Origin of the sequence: Trujillonella endophytica (assembly GCF_900110555.1) — a bacterium.
GTDB classification, from domain to species: Bacteria; Actinomycetota; Actinomycetes; order Mycobacteriales; family Geodermatophilaceae; genus Trujillonella; species Trujillonella endophytica.
The window spans coordinates 70,850-86,475 of the sequence record NZ_FOEE01000010.1 but is presented as its reverse complement, the minus strand read 5'-3'; the positions used below and the strand labels follow the sequence as shown (position 1 = coordinate 86,475).

Here is a 15,626-nt window from a genome sequence, read left to right as displayed (position 1 = left end):
CCCGGTGACCGGGCCTCCGGACACCGCCCCGGTGGCGCGCCCGCGCTCGGCGACGAAGCCCATGCCCGCGGCCGACGCCGGCCTGCCCGGCGAGTCCGCTGCGGCCGGCGCCACCCCGGCCCCCGCCCCGGCCGGCCCGGATCCCTACGGCCGGCCGACGGCGGGCGCGCCCCCGGTTCCGGGTCCCTACGGGCAGCCGCCGTACGGCGCCGACCCCCACGGGGCGCCGTACGCGATCGGCGCCTACCCCCCGGGTTCCTATCCGCCCGGGTCCTACCCTCCGGGCGGCTACCCGCCCGCCGCCCCCGGGGCGGGCTACCCGCCCGGCGCCTATCCCCCCGCGGCCTATCCCCCGGCCGCCTACCCGCCGGGCGCCTATCCGCCGGGCGCCTACCCACCGGCTGCCTATCCACCGGCGGCGTATCCGCCCGCGGCGTACCCGCCGGGACCGCCTGCGGGCTGGTACCCGGGGCAGCCGGCACCGGGATGGCCCGAGGAGGCGGACGCCGATCCGGCCGCCGAGACGTCGGTCCTGCCGGAGGAGGTCCCGGACTCGGGCACGGAGCCGGCCGCCCTGGCCGCCCAGCGCGCCACCGTGACCCGCGTGGCCGTCGCCCGCTCCCGCGAGCTGACCGGTGCCGCCGTCCGCCGGGTGAAGGCCGCCAGCCGCGCCGACGGCGCCGAGGAGAGCGGCCTCACGCAGCTGCTGTGGGCCAACGCCCTGCACGCGGCCGGCGACGCGATGATCGCCGTCTCGCTGGCCGGCACCCTCTTCTTCGCCGCCAGCGCGGACGCGCAGCGCAGCAACGTCGCGCTGTACCTGCTGGTGACCATGGCCCCCTTCGCGGTGGTCGCCCCGGTCATCGGTCCGCTGCTGGACCGGATGCAGCGCGGGCGCCGGTGGGCCATGGGCGGCGCCTCCCTGGGCCGGGCGGTGCTGGCGCTGGTGATGGCCGCCCACTACGACGACCTGATCCTCTACCCCGCGGCGCTCGGCGTGCTGGTGCTGTCGAAGGCGCACAACGTGCTGCGCGCCGCGGTGCTCCCGCGGGTGCTCCCGGGGGCGATGTCGCTCACCAGCGCCAACGCACGGACGTCGGTGTTCGGGCTGCTCACCTCCGCGGTCTTCGGGGGCGTCGCCGCGGGGCTGGCCTGGGCGTTCGGCTTCCCGCCCGAGCTGTGGGCCACCGCGATCGTCTTCACCGTCGCGGGCGTCCTGGCCATCCGGCTGCCCCCGCACGTCGACATCCCGCTGGGTGAGCAGCCGGCCGACGTCCTCTCCACCACCCCGCAGGACACCGCGGGCAAGCGTCGCCGGCAGGTGAGCCCGCACGTCGTCGTGGCGCTGCGGGCCAACTCGGCGCTGCGCGGGCTCGGCGGCTTCCTCACGATCTTCTCCGCGTTCCTCGTGCAGGCCACGGCCGACGGGTGGGAGGGGACGCTGGCGCTCGGCGGCATCGCCGCGGCGGCCGGCGTGGGCAGCGTCCTGGGCACCGGGATCGGGTCGCGGCTGCACAAGGCCAACCCCGACCAGATGGTGCTGATCTCGGCCGGTGTCGCGGCCGGCATCACCGTGCTGGCCGCGGTCTTCTTCAGCCTGTGGATGGCCGCCGTCGTGGCCGGCGTCTCGGCCGTGGCCAACGCGCTGGGAAAGGTGTCCCTCGACGCGATCATCCAGCGGGAGGTGCCGGACTCCCAGCGGGCGTCGGCGTTCGCCCGCTCGGAGACGATGCTGCAGCTGGCCTGGGTCGTGGGCGGGGCCCTCGGCATCGCGCTGCCGACCATCGGCTGGCTGGGCTTCACCGTCGCCGCGGCCCTGCTCGTGCTCGCCGTCGGCGTCGTCCTCTACGGCCGCAACCGGCCGGGGCACCCCGCGCCGACCGAGCAATGGGCGCAGTGAGGCCGGCCGCCGCCGGTGCTGTCGCCCTGCTGGTGCTGCTGACCGGCTGCGGGGACGACGACCCCGAGGGCCCGCCCTCGGTGCAGGTGGCCGTGGGGCCGCAGGACATCGACGTGGCGCCGACCCAGTACTGCGTCGACGGCGAGGGGCAGCGGTACACCTCGGTGCAGCCGCCGGTCGTCGAGGTGTCGCCCGACCAGCCGATCACGCTCACCGTGCCCGACGAGGTCGCCGAGCAGGGCTGGAGCGTGCAGGTCTTCGACGACCGGCTGGACGAGCAGATCGGCGAGGTGGAGGTCGAGGCCGGCAGCACCACCTTCGACGGCATCTCCAGCTCCGACGTCGTCCCCGCGGCGTTCTACCTCGTCGTCGTCGAGGACGCGGGCACCGCCTGCGGCGAGTTCTCCGGCGCCTGGCCGGTCGGCTTCATCCGCGCCGAGTAGCAGCCGCACCGGAGGCCCCTCCGCGCCCACCCCGTCACCCGCACGGCCGGCACTGTGCAGGTCTCCACCTCATCCCCTCGGGATGGGGTGGAGACCTGCACACTCGTCGGGCCGCAGGGGATCCCCCCACCACGCGGGGTCCTTCTTCAGTGCTCCAGGTCGGCCGCCACCGCGCGCAGCACCGTGCCCACCTTGCGGGCGTGCGAGCGGTCGGGGTGCCGGCCGTGGCGCAGCCCCTCGGAGACGTCGTCCAGGAGCTTGATCAGGTCCTCGATGATCGGCACCAGCTCGTCGGGCTTCTTGCGCGTGGCGGCGGCGTGCGCGGCGGTGACCGACGGCAGCGGGTCCAGGACGCGGACCTGCAGGGCCTGGTCGCCGCGGCGGCCGGCGACGATGCCGAACTCCACGCGCTGCCCCGGCTTGAGCTCCTCGGTGCCCGACGGCAGGGCATCCTTGTGCACGAAGACGTCGGGGCCGTCCTCGCGGGAGAGGAAGCCGAAGCCCTTCTCCGGGTTGAACCACTTCACCTTGCCGGTCGGCACGAAAGTTCCCTCAGTCAGCTCGCGGTGGAGCCGGCGGGTCGCCGGCGGGAGCGGCACGGCTGGCCGCCGGCGACCAGGCTAGTCGGCTCCCCCCGCCGCCGGAGAACGCATTCGGACGCCCCCGCCGCCGGCCTCCGCGCTCAGGCCCCCGTGGCCACGGTCATCCGGCTGATCCGTCGCGCGTTCCAGTGCTGGGGGTCGTACTCGAGGTCTCCCACGAGTCGGGCGGTGTCGCCGAAGCGGCGGCGGAACTCCTGGAGCATCAGCCGGCCCTGGACCTTGACCAGGTTCAGCCCGATGCACAGGTGCGGACCGGCGCCGAAGACGAGGTTGCCGGCGTGGTTGCGGGTGAGGTCGAAGCGCCGCGGCTCGGGCCACTTCGCGGGATCGACCCACGAGGGGCCGAGCAGCGGGTAGACGAACGCCCCCTTCGGCAGCACCTGCCCGCCGATCTCGACGTCGTCCCGGGGGAAGCGCGGGATCGCCCCCAGCTTGCCCATCGAGCCCCAGCGCAGGGACTCGATGACCGCCGCCTCGTACAGGTCGGGCCGCTCGCCGAGCAGCGCCCACTGGTCGGGGTGCGTGAGGAAGGCCAGCAGCGCCGTGGTGTGCAGGTCGACCGCGGTGTCGGCGCCGGCCGAGATCAACGAGATCAGCAGCGCGACGATCTCGAGGTCGTGCAGGCGCTCCCCGTCGATCTCCGTGGCGATCAGCGTGCCGATGAAGTCGTCGGAGTGCCCGCCGCTACGGGCCTCCTGCACGGTCTCGATGAGGAACCGCAGCCCGGGGATGGTGTCGGCCTGGAACTGCGCCCGCTCCTCCGCGGAGTAGAGCGGGTTGGCCGCCCGGACGAGGTTCCAGCCCAGGCCGTGCTCGAAGAGGGTGTCGGCGTCGGACGGGACGCCGACCATGCGCGCGATCGCCCGGATCGGGACCTTCGCGGCGATGTCGTCGGCCACGTCGAACCGGCGGGGGTCGGCGATCTCGTCGAAGACGCCGACGATCGAGTCACGGATGCGGTGCTCGATGAGGTCCATGACCTTGCGGGAGAACGCCGGGGCGGTCAGCCGCCGCAGCCGCATGTGGCCCTCGGTCGACTGGTTCTGCAGGTGGAACGCCATCACCTCGTTGTAGAGGTTCCACTCCGACCGGGGCTTGGGCGGCGGCGCGTGCTCCCAGTCGGCGAAGCTGGTGCTGAACCGGGGGCTGCGGGTCACCTCCAGCGCCAGGTCGTGCGGCGCGACCATCCAGACCCCGAGGTCGGTGTGGAACGCGACCGGGAACTCGGTCCGCAGCCGGTCCCAGACCGGCCAGGGGTTCTGGACGAAGTCCATCGACTTCGGGTCGTAGACGGAGAAGTCGATCTCGGCCCGGGAGGTGCTCGTCGTCAGGGTCACGGGTCTCCTCGCCAGCCCGTCGCGCCCCGCCACGCACGGGACATAGTGACTGGTATGTGACCCGCATCATGCTCGCTGAGCAGGGTTCAGTTCAAGAGCCCGTCGGGTCCCCGGGCGGGACGTCGACGATGCCGAGCCGGCCCAGCAGCACCAGGAACACGGCGGCGAAGTCGTTGTCGGCCGTGTCCCGCCCGACCCGCGCCCACTCCACCTGCTCCCGCAGCGCCCGGGCCACGGGGAGCATCCGCGAGAAGTCGCAGTAGTGCTCGTCGAGGGCCATCAGCTTGGTGACGACGATGTCGGTCGCCGCCAGGACGGGCATGTGCACCGAGAGGACCGGCATGATTTCGGCGCGGTCGATCAGGTCGGCTTCGGCGGGGCGGCCGCACACCCGCCACAGGACGTCGACGAACGAGTTGCCCTGCACGACCTTGGTCAGCCAGTCCTCGGCGGGGTCGGCCACCTCCAGACCCGCCTCGGCCAGCACCTTGGCCGCCCGCTCGGACTCCGCGGCCGGCACCAGGAAGTCCGCGTCGTGGTCGGGCTCGGGGGCGCCGCGCATCCAGGCCGCGTACCCGCCGCAGAGGGCGAACGGCACGTCCCCCTCCTTCAGGGCGACGGCGGTGCGCTTGAGCAGGTCGCGGATCTCTTCACGGTCGTCGGGTTGCACGCCAGCCTGCTACCCGCTCGCGCCGGGAGCACGCACGGTAGGGAACGTCCAGGTCGGGGCATGGTCACCGCCGTGCGCATCGCGACGTTCAACATCCTCCACGGCCACTCGCTCACCGACGACCGCGTCGACGTCGCCCGCCTGGCCGCCGCGGTCGAGGCGCTGGACGTCGACGTCCTCGGGCTCCAGGAGGTAGACCGGGACCAGCCCCGCTCGATGAACGCGGACCTGACCGCCGTCGCCGCCGAGGCCATGGGGGCGGTGGACTCCCAGTTCGTGGCGGCCCTGTCGGGCACCCCGGGCGGCACGTGGATGGCGGCCACGGGCGACGAGCAGCCGGGCTCTGCCAGCTACGGAATCGCGCTGCTGTCGCGGTTCCCGGTGGTCTCCTGGCGCGTGGTCCGGCTGCCCGCGCTGCCCAGCCGGGTCCCGGTGTGGTTCCGCGGCGACCGCGTACCGAAGGTCGTCGGCGACGAGCCGCGGGTCGCCGTCGCCGCCGTCCTCGACGGTCCGCACGGGCACTTCACGGTGGCCAACACGCACCTGTCGTTCGTGCCCGGGTGGAACGGGCTACAGCTGCGGCGGCTGGTGCGCGCGCTGGCCGGCACCCGCGAGCCGCTCGTCGTGATGGGCGACCTGAACATGGAGTCGCGCCAGGCGACGCGGGTCAGCGGCCTGCGGGCCCTGGCCACCGCGGCGACCTTCCCGGTGGAGGAGCCGACCCGGCAGCTGGACCACCTGCTGGCACGCGGCCCGCTCAGCGCTCGGGGACCGGCGGAGGCGGTGCGGCTGCCGCTGTCGGACCACCGCGCCCTCGCCGTCGACTGCCGGGTGGGCTGACGGGGTCGACGGGTCGCGGACGGCTGTGACCTGGGAGATCATCGCCGCATGGCCGCCCGAGCACTGAACGTCGTCGCCACCGTGGTGCGGGTGGTCTGCTCCGTCATCGGAGCGATCGTCGCGCTCTACGCCGTCTTCGTGTTCTTCGAGGCGAACCCGGCCAACGGGCTCGTCGAGTTCGCGAGGGGGATCCGCGAGGACTTCGGCGGGTTCACGACCGACCTGTTCACCCCCGACGACCCGAAGGTCCGCGAGACCGTCAACGCGGCGATCGCCGCGATCGTCTGGGTCGTGGCGGGCTCGATGCTGTCGAAGCTGATCGTGCGGCTGGCGCCGGCCTCCAGGGCGAAGACCGGCTGACCAGCCGCGTCGATCGGCGGTGGCTCAGCGCCTCTTCTTGCGGGGCTCCCCCGCCTGCAGGCCGGCCCGGTTGGGCTTGTCGGTCGGGTGGGCGTAGCGCAGCCGCTCCGGCGGCAGCGGGAAGCTGTGGTCCTCGCCGAACGGGGAGAGCCCGCCCGCCACGGAGCTGATCAGCTCGGTCACCGGCGGGCCGGCGTTCTCCGACTGGCCCCACGTGGGTTCCACCAGGTGCGCCTGCTTGGGGTTCCGCTTCGCCATGTCGCCTCCGAGGTCCGTGTGCGCACGCGCCGGTGCGCCGCCTGCCGCCATTCTCGCCGACCGCCCCCGCGCGGGTGCACGCGACACCACCCGAGGGGGTCAACGGCGCCGGCGGAGCTCCCGCGCGCCGATCAGGGTGCCCAGCCCGTCGGCGGTGAACACCCACTCGCCGCCGCCCACCGGGGCGGCCGTCACCTCGGCCCCGTCGAGCCGCTGCACCTCGCGGACGCGCCAGCTCGTCGTGCTCTGCAGGCGCAGCGGCACGGGCTCCGGCTCGTCGGAGCCGGCGGGTTCGAACGAGAGCACGGCGGCGCCACCGGTGCGCAGAACCCCGGGCTGCCAGGGCGTGTGGGCGAGCGCGGCGGACCAGCGGCGGGCCCGCAGCAGGGAGCCCCCGCCCGCCGCCAGAGCCACCGGTGCACCCAGCAGCAGCGCGACGACGCCGAGCCCGACGAACGGCACCGGCTCGCCGGTGTCCCGGGCGATGGCGATCGCCGCCATGCCGGCCACCACGGCGACGACGACGGCGACGCCCCCACCGAGCAGCCACCGCAGGGCGCCGCCGCGGTAGGCGGCGAGCGTCGCGACCGTGGCGGGGTCGTCGAGGGCCGGTCTCACGCCACCATGGTCGCAGGGGCGCCGTACCGTGGACCGGATGTCCGCCGAAGACACCGCAGGCGCCGCCCCTGCCGACGGGCGGCCGGCCACGCTGGCCGGGTGGTTGCGCACCCGCACCGACGCGCAGGTCGCCGCCCTGCTCGCGGCCCGGCCCGACGTCGCCCGGCCGGCGCCCACCGACGTCGTCGCCCTCGCCAGCCGGCTGGCCGTGCCCGTGTCGGTGGACCGCGCCCTCGATGAACTGGACGCCGCCACCCTGCAGGTGCTCGACGTCGTGCTGCTCGCCCCGACCGACGGCGTGGACGCGGCCGACCTGTTCGGCGCGCTGCCGGAGGTGCCGGAGCAGGTGCTCGAGGGCGCGCTGGAGGCGCTGACGACCCGGGCGCTGCTGTGGGGCGAGGACCTCCTGCACGCGCCCGAGCCGGTGCGCCGCGCCGTCCGCTATCCCGCCGGGCTGGGCCGCCGCGCCGCCGAGCTGCGGCTCACCCTGCCCGCCGACCTGCCCGCCGCCCTCGGCGAGCTGCCCGCCGACGAGCGGGAGGTCCTGGAGCGGCTGGCCGGCAGCCGCCCGGTGGGCCACCTGCCGGACACCTCGGGCGGCCCGGGCACCGCCGCGCGGCGCCTGCTGCAGCGCGGGCTGCTGGCCCGCATCGACGCCCTCAACGTCGAACTCCCCCGCGAGGTGGCCCTGCTGCTGCGGGGATCGCGGCCCTACGGCCCGCCGCGGCTGCGCCCGGAGCCGGAGGTCTCGACCCGCGACACGACGACCCTGGACCGCCGGGCGGCGGGCGCCGCACTGGAGATCGTCGGACGGATCGGCGAGCTGCTGACCCTGCTGGAGGAGGAGCCCGCGGGGCTGCTGCGTAGCGGCGGCGTGGCCGTGCGGGACCAGAAGCGGGTCGCCCGCACGCTGCACGTGGACGAGACCGATGCCGGCTGGCTGCTGGAGCTCGCGCTCGCCGCGGGCCTGCTGGACGTCGGCGGGCCGCACCGGGACGAGTGGCTGCCCACCCGCGCCTACGACCTCTGGCGCGAGCAGGACCTGGCCGACCGCTGGGCGACCCTCGCCGCGGGCTGGCTGGACAGCTCCCGGCTGCCCTCGCTGGTCGGCCAGCGCGACGTCGGCGGCAAGGCGGTCAACGCGCTGTCCCCCGACCTGGTCCGGCACACCGCCGCGGGCATCCGCCGCGGCGCCCTGGCGGCCCTGGCCGAGTACCCGCGCGGCGCCGGGCTGGCGCCCGACGCCCTCGTGGAACTGCTGCGCTGGCGCACGCCCCGCCGCGCCGACCGCCTGGCCCCGGTGCCCGGCATGCTCGACGAGGCAGCGCGGCTGGGCGTGCTCGTCGGGGGCGTGCTCACCACCGGCGGCCGCGGGCTGCTCACCGGCGGGGAGGACGGCGCGGCCGACGGCATGCGCGGCCTGCTGCCCGCTCCCGTGGACCACGTGCTGGCCCAGCCCGACCTCTCGCTGATCGCCCCCGGCCCGCTGGTCGCGGAGCTGGCCGACACCCTCGCCGTCGTCGCCGACGTCGAGTCCTCCGGCGGGGCGACGGTCTTCCGCGTCTCGGAGGCCAGCGTGCGCCGGGCCCTGGACTCGGGCTGGTCGGCCACCGATCTGCACGAGTTCTTCACCCGGGCCTCGCGGACGCCGGTGCCACAGGCGCTGGACTACCTCGTCGACGACGTCGCCCGCCAGCACGGCCGGGTCCGCGTCGGCTCGATCGAGAGCTACGTCCGCTCCGACGACCACGGCCTGCTCTCCCAGGTGCTCAACGACCGGCGCACCGCGTCGGCCGAGCTGCGCCGCCTCGCCCCGGGGGTGCTGGTCAGCGGCCTGGGCGCCGACGAGGTGCTGACCGTGCTGCGCGAGGCGGGGTACGCGCCCGCGGGCGAGTCCGCGGGCGGCGCCGTCCTCACCCGGCCGCCGGCCCGGCCGCGCGCCCTGGGCCGGAAGACGACGACCACCACCACGGCCGCCCCGCGACCGCTCACCGAGGCCGAACTGGCCGCCACCGTGCGGGAGATCCGGGCCGGTGACGCGGCGCTGTCGGCCCGCCGCACCGAGGCCGTGCGCCAGATCCCGGGGGTGACCACCGCGGGCACGCTGGAGCTGCTCTCCCGGGCCGTCCGCGTCGGGCTGCCCGTGTGGCTGGGCTACGTGGACGCGCAGGGCAGCGGGAGCCAGCGCATCGTGCAGCCGGTGTCGCTGGGCGGCGGGTTCCTGCAGGCCTTCGACGAGGGGCGCGGGGAGACCCGCACCTTCGCCGTCCACCGGATCACCTCGGTGGCCCTGGTCGACGACGAGGCACCCCCACCGGCCTGACGGTCGTACCCCGGTGGCCCGTTCCTCCCGCCACGGCGGGCCATGAGGGTCCGACGGTCGTCGATGCCGCGGCGCGGAAGGACCTGTCGCCCCGCGGCGTTATCTTGGGCAGTCCGGCGCACCGTCGCGCCCCGAATGCCTGCCACCTGGAGTGAACGCGCCCGTGAGTGACGGCCCCCTGATCGTCCAGTCGGACAAGACCCTGCTCCTGGAGGTCGACCACCCGCTGGCCAAGGAGTGCCGCGCGGCCATCGCGCCGTTCGCGGAGCTCGAGCGGTCCCCCGAGCACGTGCACACCTACCGCGTGACGCCGCTCGCGCTGTGGAACGCCCGCGCCGCGGGGCACGACGCCGAGCAGGTCGTCGACGCCCTGGTGCGCTACTCGCGCTACCCCGTGCCGCACGCGCTGCTGGTCGACGTCGCCGACACGATGGACCGCTTCGGCCGGCTGACCCTGGCGCAGAACCCGGTGCACGGGCTGGTGCTGACGACGTCGGACCGCGCGGTGCTCGAGGAGGTCGTCCGGTCCAAGCGGGTGGCCCCGATGCTGGGCGCGCGGATCGACGACGACTCCGTGATCGTCCACGCCGCCGAGCGCGGCCGGCTCAAGCAGGCGCTGCTCAAGATCGGCTGGCCGGCCGAGGACCTCGCCGGCTACGTCGACGGCACCGCCCATCCGATCGAGCTCGACCAGAGCGGCTGGCACCTGCGCGACTACCAGCAGGAGGCCGTCGACGGCTTCTGGGCCGGCGGGTCGGGCGTCGTCGTCCTGCCCTGCGGCGCCGGCAAGACCCTGGTCGGCGCCGCGGCGATGGCCGAGGCCAAGGCGACCACGCTGATCCTGGTGACCAACACCGTCGCCGGGCGGCAGTGGAAGCGCGAGCTGATCGCGCGCACCTCGCTCACCGAGGAGGAGATCGGGGAGTACTCCGGCGAGCGCAAGGAGATCCGCCCGGTCACCATCGCGACGTACCAGGTGATCACCACCCGCCGGAAGGGCGAGTACATCCACCTCGACCTCTTCGACGCCCAGGACTGGGGCCTGATCGTGTACGACGAGGTGCACCTGCTGCCCGCGCCGATCTTCCGGCTGACCGCCGACCTGCAGTCCCGCCGGCGGCTGGGCCTCACCGCCACGCTGGTGCGCGAGGACGGCCGCGAGGACGACGTCTTCTCCCTCATCGGCCCGAAGCGCTACGACGCCCCGTGGCGCGACATCGAGGCACAGGGCTACATCGCGCCGGCCGAGTGCATCGAGGTGCGGGTCTCCCTCGACGACGAGGAGCGGATGACCTACGCCGTCGCCGAGCCCGAGGAGCGGTACCGCATCGCGGCCACGGCCCACTCGAAGATGCCGGTGATCCGCCGGGTGCTCGACCGGCATCCGGACGAGCCGTCGCTGGTGATCGGGGCCTACCTCGACCAGCTGGAGGAGCTCGGCGCCGCCCTCGACGCCCCGGTCATCCAGGGGTCGACGACGAACAAGGAGCGGGAGCGACTGTTCCAGGCGTTCCGCACCGGGGAGATCCGCACGCTGGTGGTCTCCAAGGTCGCGAACTTCTCCATCGACCTGCCCGAGGCCGCGGTCGCGGTGCAGGTGTCGGGCACGTTCGGCTCGCGGCAGGAGGAGGCCCAGCGGCTCGGCCGGCTGCTGCGCCCCAAGGCCGACGGCCGGCAGGCGCACTTCTACAGCGTCGTCAGCCGCGACACCCTCGACAGCGAGTACGCCGCGCACCGGCAGCGCTTCCTCGCCGAGCAGGGCTACGCGTACACGATCGTCGACGCCGCGGACCTGGCCGGCCCCGGCGAGGTCAACGGCCCGGACTGGGTGGACGAGCCCGCCGACTGACCGGCCCCACGCGCTGCCGGGCACGCGCCGCCGGGCACGCGCTGACGGGCTCACCTTGCCGGTGGGTTGCCGACGATGCCGGCGGGATCTCCCCGGCGCCGTCGGGAACCCGCCAGCAGGGTCGGCCCGCAACTCGCTGGACGCCGCGGTCCATCCGGTGGTGGGGTCGCGGCCGTGACGACGACGACCGACCTCCCGGCAGTTCCCGCCGGGCTCACCGCCCGGCGGCCGACCGAGGCCGACCACGCCCGCGTGCAGGCGACGCTCGGCGACTGGTGGGGGCACCTGGGCGGCGAGTTCGGCGACCTCCAGCGAGCGCTGCTGCTCCCCCGCCTGTTCTTCCAGCACATGACCGACACCAGCGCGCTGGTCGAGGACGCCGACGGGCGGGTCGTCGCCTTCCTCGTCGGCTTCCTCTCCCCCGCCCGGCCGGGGACCGCCTACATCCACTTCGTGGGCATCGACCCGGCGGCGCGGGGCGGCGGGCTGGGCCGGCGACTGTACGAGTGGTTCTTCGCGCTCGCCGCCGACCGCGACGCCCGCGAGGTCCGCTGCATCACCGGGCCGGCCAACCGCGCGTCGGTCGCCTTCCACACCCGCATGGGCTTCGCGCTGGAGCCGGGCGACCGGGAGGTCGACGACATCCCCGTGCACTCGGACTACGACGGCCCGGGCCTGGACCGGGTCAGCTTCGTCCGCCCGCTGCCCTGAGCACCGCGGCGAGCCGGGCCATCCCCTCGGCGATCCGCTCGGGGGTGTTCGTGGTGAACGACATCCGCAGCGTGGCCCGGTCCGGCTCGCCGGCGAAGAACGGCGCACCCGGCACGAAGGCGACGTCGGCGCGCACGGCGGCCGGCAGCAGGGCCGCGGCGTCGACGTCGCCCGGCAACCGCACCCAGGTGAACATGCCGCCGTCCGGGTCGCTCCACGTGCTCCCGGGCGGGAGGGTGCCCGGCATCGCCGCCATCATCGCGTCGCGCCGCTCGGCGTACGCCGCGCACAGGCGGGCGACGTGCGCGTCGACGTCGGCGGCCGCCAGCCACGCGGCGGCGGCGGCCTGGTCGACCGTCGACGTGTGCAGGTCGGCGGCCTGCTTGGCGACGGTGAGCGCCGGCAGGAGCGCCGCGGGGGCCCGCAGCCAGCCGATCCGCAGGCCCGGCGCGGCGACCTTGGAGAAGCTGCCGAGGTAGAGCACCCGGTCGCCGGCGGCCGGCTCGGCCGCCAGCGGCGCCACGGGCGTCCCGCGGTAGCGCAGCTCGCCGTACGGGTCGTCCTCGACCACCCACAGCCCGCGGGCCGCCGCGATCTCGGCGACGGCGGCGCGGCGCTCGGCGGGCAGGGTGCGCCCGGTGGGGTTGGCGAAGGTCGGGACCAGGTAGAGCAGGGCGGGCCGCTCCCGGGCGACGACGTCGGCCAGGGCGTCCGGGTCGACGCCGTGCTCGTCGGAGCGCACCGGCACGACCCGCGCGCCGGCCAGCGAGAAGCACTGCAGCGCGGCCAGGTAGGTCGGCTCCTCGACGGCGACGACGGCGCCCGGGTCGAGCAGGGCGGTGGCCACGAGGGTCAGCGCCTGCTGCGAACCGGTCGTGACCAGCAGGTCCGCGGCGGTCGTGGGCAGCCCGCGCGCCGTCATCCGCTCGGCGACGTGCGCGCGCAGCAACGGATCGCCCTCGGTGGGCGCGTACTGCAGGCTGCGGCGCGCGCGGTCGCCGGCCAGTGCGGCGTCGAACGCCGCCCGCAGGCCGTCGACGTCGAACAGCTCGGGCGCGGGCAGCCCGCCGGCGAAGGAGATCACCTCGGGCCGGTCCAGCAGGGCGAGCAGCTCGCGGACCGGCGAGCTGGCGACGCCGCGCAGGCGTGCGGCCAGAGCGGGGGCGGGGCGGGGCGGGACGACGGCGGACACGGAGCTCTCCTGCGCAGGACCTCGACGGGCGGGACGTCCGGCGCGGACGGCGGCGGGTGGTGTTCCGCGGGGTCGACGCGCCGATGGGCTTCCTGGTCGAGGAGCTCGACGCCGAGGCTAGCGCCCGGAGCGGACCGCCGGCCATCGACATCCGGCGGGCGGGGCGGCGCCGCTCAGGGTGCCGGGAGCAGCGGCCGGCCGTAGCCTGCTGGGATGGCCGATGTGTCGGACCTCGTTCGGCGGCGTCTGTGGGAACTGCGGCGCAGCCCCGAAGTGGCATCCCAGCGGTCCCGCTGGGTCATCCCCGTACAGGTGGTCGAACGCCTCGCCCGGGGTGGCGCGAGCTTCATCTCCGAGGGCTTCGCCGGCCCGCTGGCGCGCGCCCTGGACACCACGGAGTCCCGCGTCCGCCGCGTCGCCGGGCTCCCGGCGATCCCCGACCCGCGGGCGGGGATCGAGACCCGGCCCGACCTCCGCGTGGTCGGCTCCGACAGGTAGCTGCACCCGCGGGGGCGGCTGGGGGCGCCGGGACCGGCGGGGCGGGACGGACCGGTCCGCGCCCGGCATGACGCTCGCCACAGCCGGGCCACCGTCGTCCGGAAAAGCGCTGGTCAGCGACCCGCCCGCACCGGCCATACGTCGTCGGCGGGCAGGCACGCGGGAGGCGGCCGGTTGGGCGTGTCTCCTCGCCGGACGGCAGACTGGCACCCGATATGGCCAGTGCAGCACGTGCGGAGGCGGTCGCCCCGCAGAGGACCAGCAGACCGCTCCGGGCGTGGCAGCAGGCCGCGCTGACGCGGTACGAGGAGCTGTCCCCGAAGGACTACCTCGTCACCGCGACGCCCGGCGCCGGCAAGACCACCTTCGCGCTGACGCTGGCCGCCCGGCTGCTCCAGCGGCGCGAGGTGGCCCGGGTCGTCGTGGTCTGCCCGACCGACCACCTGCGCCTGCAGTGGGCCGACGCGGCCGACCGGATGGGCATCGTGCTCGACCCCGGCCTGACCAACGCCGTCGGGCCCGTCCGCGCCGGCACGCAGGGCTACGTGACGACCTACGCCCAGGTCGCCGGCAAGCCGATGCTGCACGCCGCCCGCGCGACCGCGGTCAAGTCGCTGGTGATCCTCGACGAGGTGCACCACGCCGGTGACGGCCTCTCCTGGGGCGAGGCGGTCGCCGACGCCTTCGGCATGGTCGCCCGCCGGGTGTGCCTCACCGGGACGCCGTTCCGCACCAAGCCCGACGAGCGCATCCCCTTCGTCCGGTACGAGGAGGACACCTTCGAGGGCGACGACGGCTCCGGCGGCGTCGGCCTCGTCAGCCGCGCCGACTACACCTACGGGTACAAGGAGGCGCTGGCCGACAACGTCGTCCGCCCCGTCGTCTTCGCCGCCTACACCGGCACCTCCCGCTGGCGGAACTCCGCCGGCGAGGTCGTCGCCGCCTCGCTCTCCGAGGCCGGCACCCGGTCGGTGGAGATGGCCGCCTGGCGCACCGCGCTGGACCCCAAGGGCCAGTGGGTGCCGCACGTCATCGCCGCCATGGACGACCGGATCACCCACCTGCGCGAGCACGGCATGCCCGACGCGGCCGGCCTGATCCTCGCCAGCGACCAGGACGACGCCCGCGCCTACGCCAAGATCGTCAAGCGGGTCACCGGGAAGCTCCCCGAGGTCATCCTCTCCGACGACCCCAAGGCGTCGAAGAAGATCGAGCGCTTCGCCGACGGCTCGGCCCGGATCGCGGTCTGCGTGCGGATGATCTCCGAGGGCGTCGACGTGCCGCGCGCCGCCGTCCTGGCGTGGATGACCTCCTACCGGACGCCGCTGTTCTTCGCCCAGGCCGTCGGCCGCGTGGTCCGTGCCCGCGGCGCGCACGAGACGGCGACGGTGTTCCTGCCCGCCGTGCGCCCCCTGCTCGGGCTCGCGGCGACGATGGAGGAGCAGCGCAACCACGTCATGCCGCCGCCGAAGACGGCGCAGGGCGACGAGCTGGACCTCGAGCCGCTGCCGCCCAAGGAGAAGGACCCGAACGGCGTTCCGAAGTGGGAGGCGCTGGAGGCCGACGCGCGCTTCGCCCACGTACTGCACGGCGGGACGGCGCACACCGGCGAGGGCTCCGGTGCCGTCGCGCTTGCCCCGGAGGACGACGACTTCCTCGGCATCCCCGGCCTGCTCACCGCGGAGCAGACGGCCGAGCTGCTGTCCAGGCGGGACGACGAGCTGCGGGTGCGGATCGCATCTCGGCAGCACGCCGACGACGACACCGGCGAGCTGTTCCGCATCGAGGACCATCCGGACGAGGACCTGCACGACGGCCGCGCCGGCAACTCGTGGCGGGACGCCGCCGAGCTGCGCCGGGAGATCAACCGCCTGGTCAGCCGGGTGTCGGCGAAGACGTCGACGCCGCACGCCGTGGTGCACACCCAGCTGCGCCAGCACGTGCCGGGCCCACCCTCGGCGTCGGCGTCGGTCGACGTGCTGCGCGCCCGCCGGGAGCGCCTGCGCACGATGCTCTGACATCGCG

Annotated in this window: 15 protein-coding genes; 9 read left to right on the top strand and 6 right to left on the bottom strand. The window is 75.2% G+C overall.

Annotated features, from left to right (window positions below; translation table 11 throughout):
• Positions 1-61 precede the first annotated feature (61 nt).
• Together BMY88_RS16050 and BMY88_RS16045 are read left to right on the top strand one after the other, a co-directional pair.
• Positions 62-1,900, top strand: a complete 1,839-nt coding sequence (locus BMY88_RS16050; protein ID WP_244524717.1) for an MFS transporter — start codon at positions 62-64, stop codon at positions 1,898-1,900.
• Entirely contained in the window at positions 1,888-2,343 is a 456-nt protein-coding gene (locus BMY88_RS16045; RefSeq protein ID WP_091945605.1) for a DUF2771 family protein, read from the top strand. The genes BMY88_RS16050 and BMY88_RS16045 overlap by 13 nt, the downstream gene beginning before the upstream one ends.
• A 146-nt stretch (positions 2,344-2,489) precedes the next feature.
• On the opposite strand, the gene BMY88_RS24870 is transcribed toward BMY88_RS16045, so the two are convergent.
• The 3 genes from BMY88_RS24870 to BMY88_RS16030 form a co-directional block, all read right to left on the bottom strand.
• On the bottom strand, positions 2,490-2,885 hold the full coding sequence (locus BMY88_RS24870) for a cold-shock protein (protein ID WP_091945862.1): 396 nt from the start codon (positions 2,883-2,885) through the stop codon (positions 2,490-2,492).
• Positions 2,886-3,025: 140 nt separating this feature from the next.
• Positions 3,026-4,282, bottom strand: a complete 1,257-nt coding sequence (locus BMY88_RS16035; RefSeq protein WP_211435681.1) for a cytochrome P450 — start codon at positions 4,280-4,282, stop codon at positions 3,026-3,028.
• 91 nt (positions 4,283-4,373) lie between these two features.
• Entirely contained in the window at positions 4,374-4,952 is a 579-nt protein-coding gene (locus tag BMY88_RS16030; RefSeq protein WP_091945603.1) for a nucleotidyltransferase family protein, read from the bottom strand.
• Between the two features lie 60 nt (positions 4,953-5,012).
• On the opposite strand from BMY88_RS16030, the gene BMY88_RS16025 reads away from it, so the two are divergent.
• The gene (locus BMY88_RS16025; protein ID WP_244524716.1) at positions 5,013-5,792 is read left to right on the top strand and encodes an endonuclease/exonuclease/phosphatase family protein; all 780 of its coding nucleotides are present in this window, start codon (positions 5,013-5,015) and stop codon (positions 5,790-5,792) included.
• 48 nt (positions 5,793-5,840) lie between these two features.
• Positions 5,841-6,152: a hypothetical protein gene (locus BMY88_RS16020; protein WP_091945600.1), complete on the top strand. Its 312-nt coding sequence runs from the start codon at positions 5,841-5,843 to the stop codon at positions 6,150-6,152.
• A gap of 24 nt (positions 6,153-6,176) precedes the next feature.
• On the opposite strand, the gene BMY88_RS16015 is transcribed toward BMY88_RS16020, so the two are convergent.
• Together BMY88_RS16015 and BMY88_RS16010 are read right to left on the bottom strand one after the other, a co-directional pair.
• Entirely contained in the window at positions 6,177-6,410 is a 234-nt protein-coding gene (locus tag BMY88_RS16015) for a hypothetical protein (RefSeq protein WP_091945596.1), read from the bottom strand.
• A gap of 99 nt (positions 6,411-6,509) precedes the next feature.
• Positions 6,510-7,028, bottom strand: coding sequence for a hypothetical protein (locus BMY88_RS16010; RefSeq protein ID WP_091945594.1), 519 nt, complete (start codon positions 7,026-7,028; stop codon positions 6,510-6,512).
• 37 nt (positions 7,029-7,065) lie between these two features.
• On the opposite strand from BMY88_RS16010, the gene BMY88_RS16005 reads away from it, so the two are divergent.
• The 3 genes from BMY88_RS16005 to BMY88_RS24160 all read left to right on the top strand — a co-directional run bounded on the left by BMY88_RS16005 (position 7,066) and on the right by BMY88_RS24160 (position 11,911).
• Positions 7,066-9,351, top strand: coding sequence for a helicase C-terminal domain-containing protein (locus BMY88_RS16005; protein WP_091945591.1), 2,286 nt, complete (start codon positions 7,066-7,068; stop codon positions 9,349-9,351).
• A 163-nt stretch (positions 9,352-9,514) separates the two neighbouring features.
• On the top strand, positions 9,515-11,200 hold the full coding sequence (locus tag BMY88_RS16000; protein ID WP_091945589.1) for a DNA repair helicase XPB: 1,686 nt from the start codon (positions 9,515-9,517) through the stop codon (positions 11,198-11,200).
• Between the two features lie 174 nt (positions 11,201-11,374).
• Positions 11,375-11,911 (top strand): GNAT family N-acetyltransferase, encoded by a 537-nt coding sequence (locus BMY88_RS24160; protein ID WP_244524715.1) that lies wholly within the window; start codon positions 11,375-11,377, stop codon positions 11,909-11,911.
• On the opposite strand, the gene BMY88_RS15990 is transcribed toward BMY88_RS24160, so the two are convergent.
• Entirely contained in the window at positions 11,886-13,103 is a 1,218-nt protein-coding gene (locus BMY88_RS15990; RefSeq protein WP_091945584.1) for an aminotransferase-like domain-containing protein, read from the bottom strand. The genes BMY88_RS24160 and BMY88_RS15990 overlap by 26 nt on opposite strands.
• 312 nt (positions 13,104-13,415) lie before the next feature.
• On the opposite strand from BMY88_RS15990, the gene BMY88_RS15985 reads away from it, so the two are divergent.
• On the top strand, positions 13,416-13,601 hold the full coding sequence (locus tag BMY88_RS15985; protein WP_091945582.1) for a hypothetical protein: 186 nt from the start codon (positions 13,416-13,418) through the stop codon (positions 13,599-13,601).
• A 215-nt stretch (positions 13,602-13,816) separates the two neighbouring features.
• Positions 13,817-15,619 carry a DEAD/DEAH box helicase gene (locus BMY88_RS15980; RefSeq protein WP_091945579.1) on the top strand — a complete coding sequence of 601 codons (1,803 nt, stop codon included), beginning with the start codon at positions 13,817-13,819 and terminating at the stop codon, positions 15,617-15,619.
• Positions 15,620-15,626: the final 7 nt, after the last annotated feature.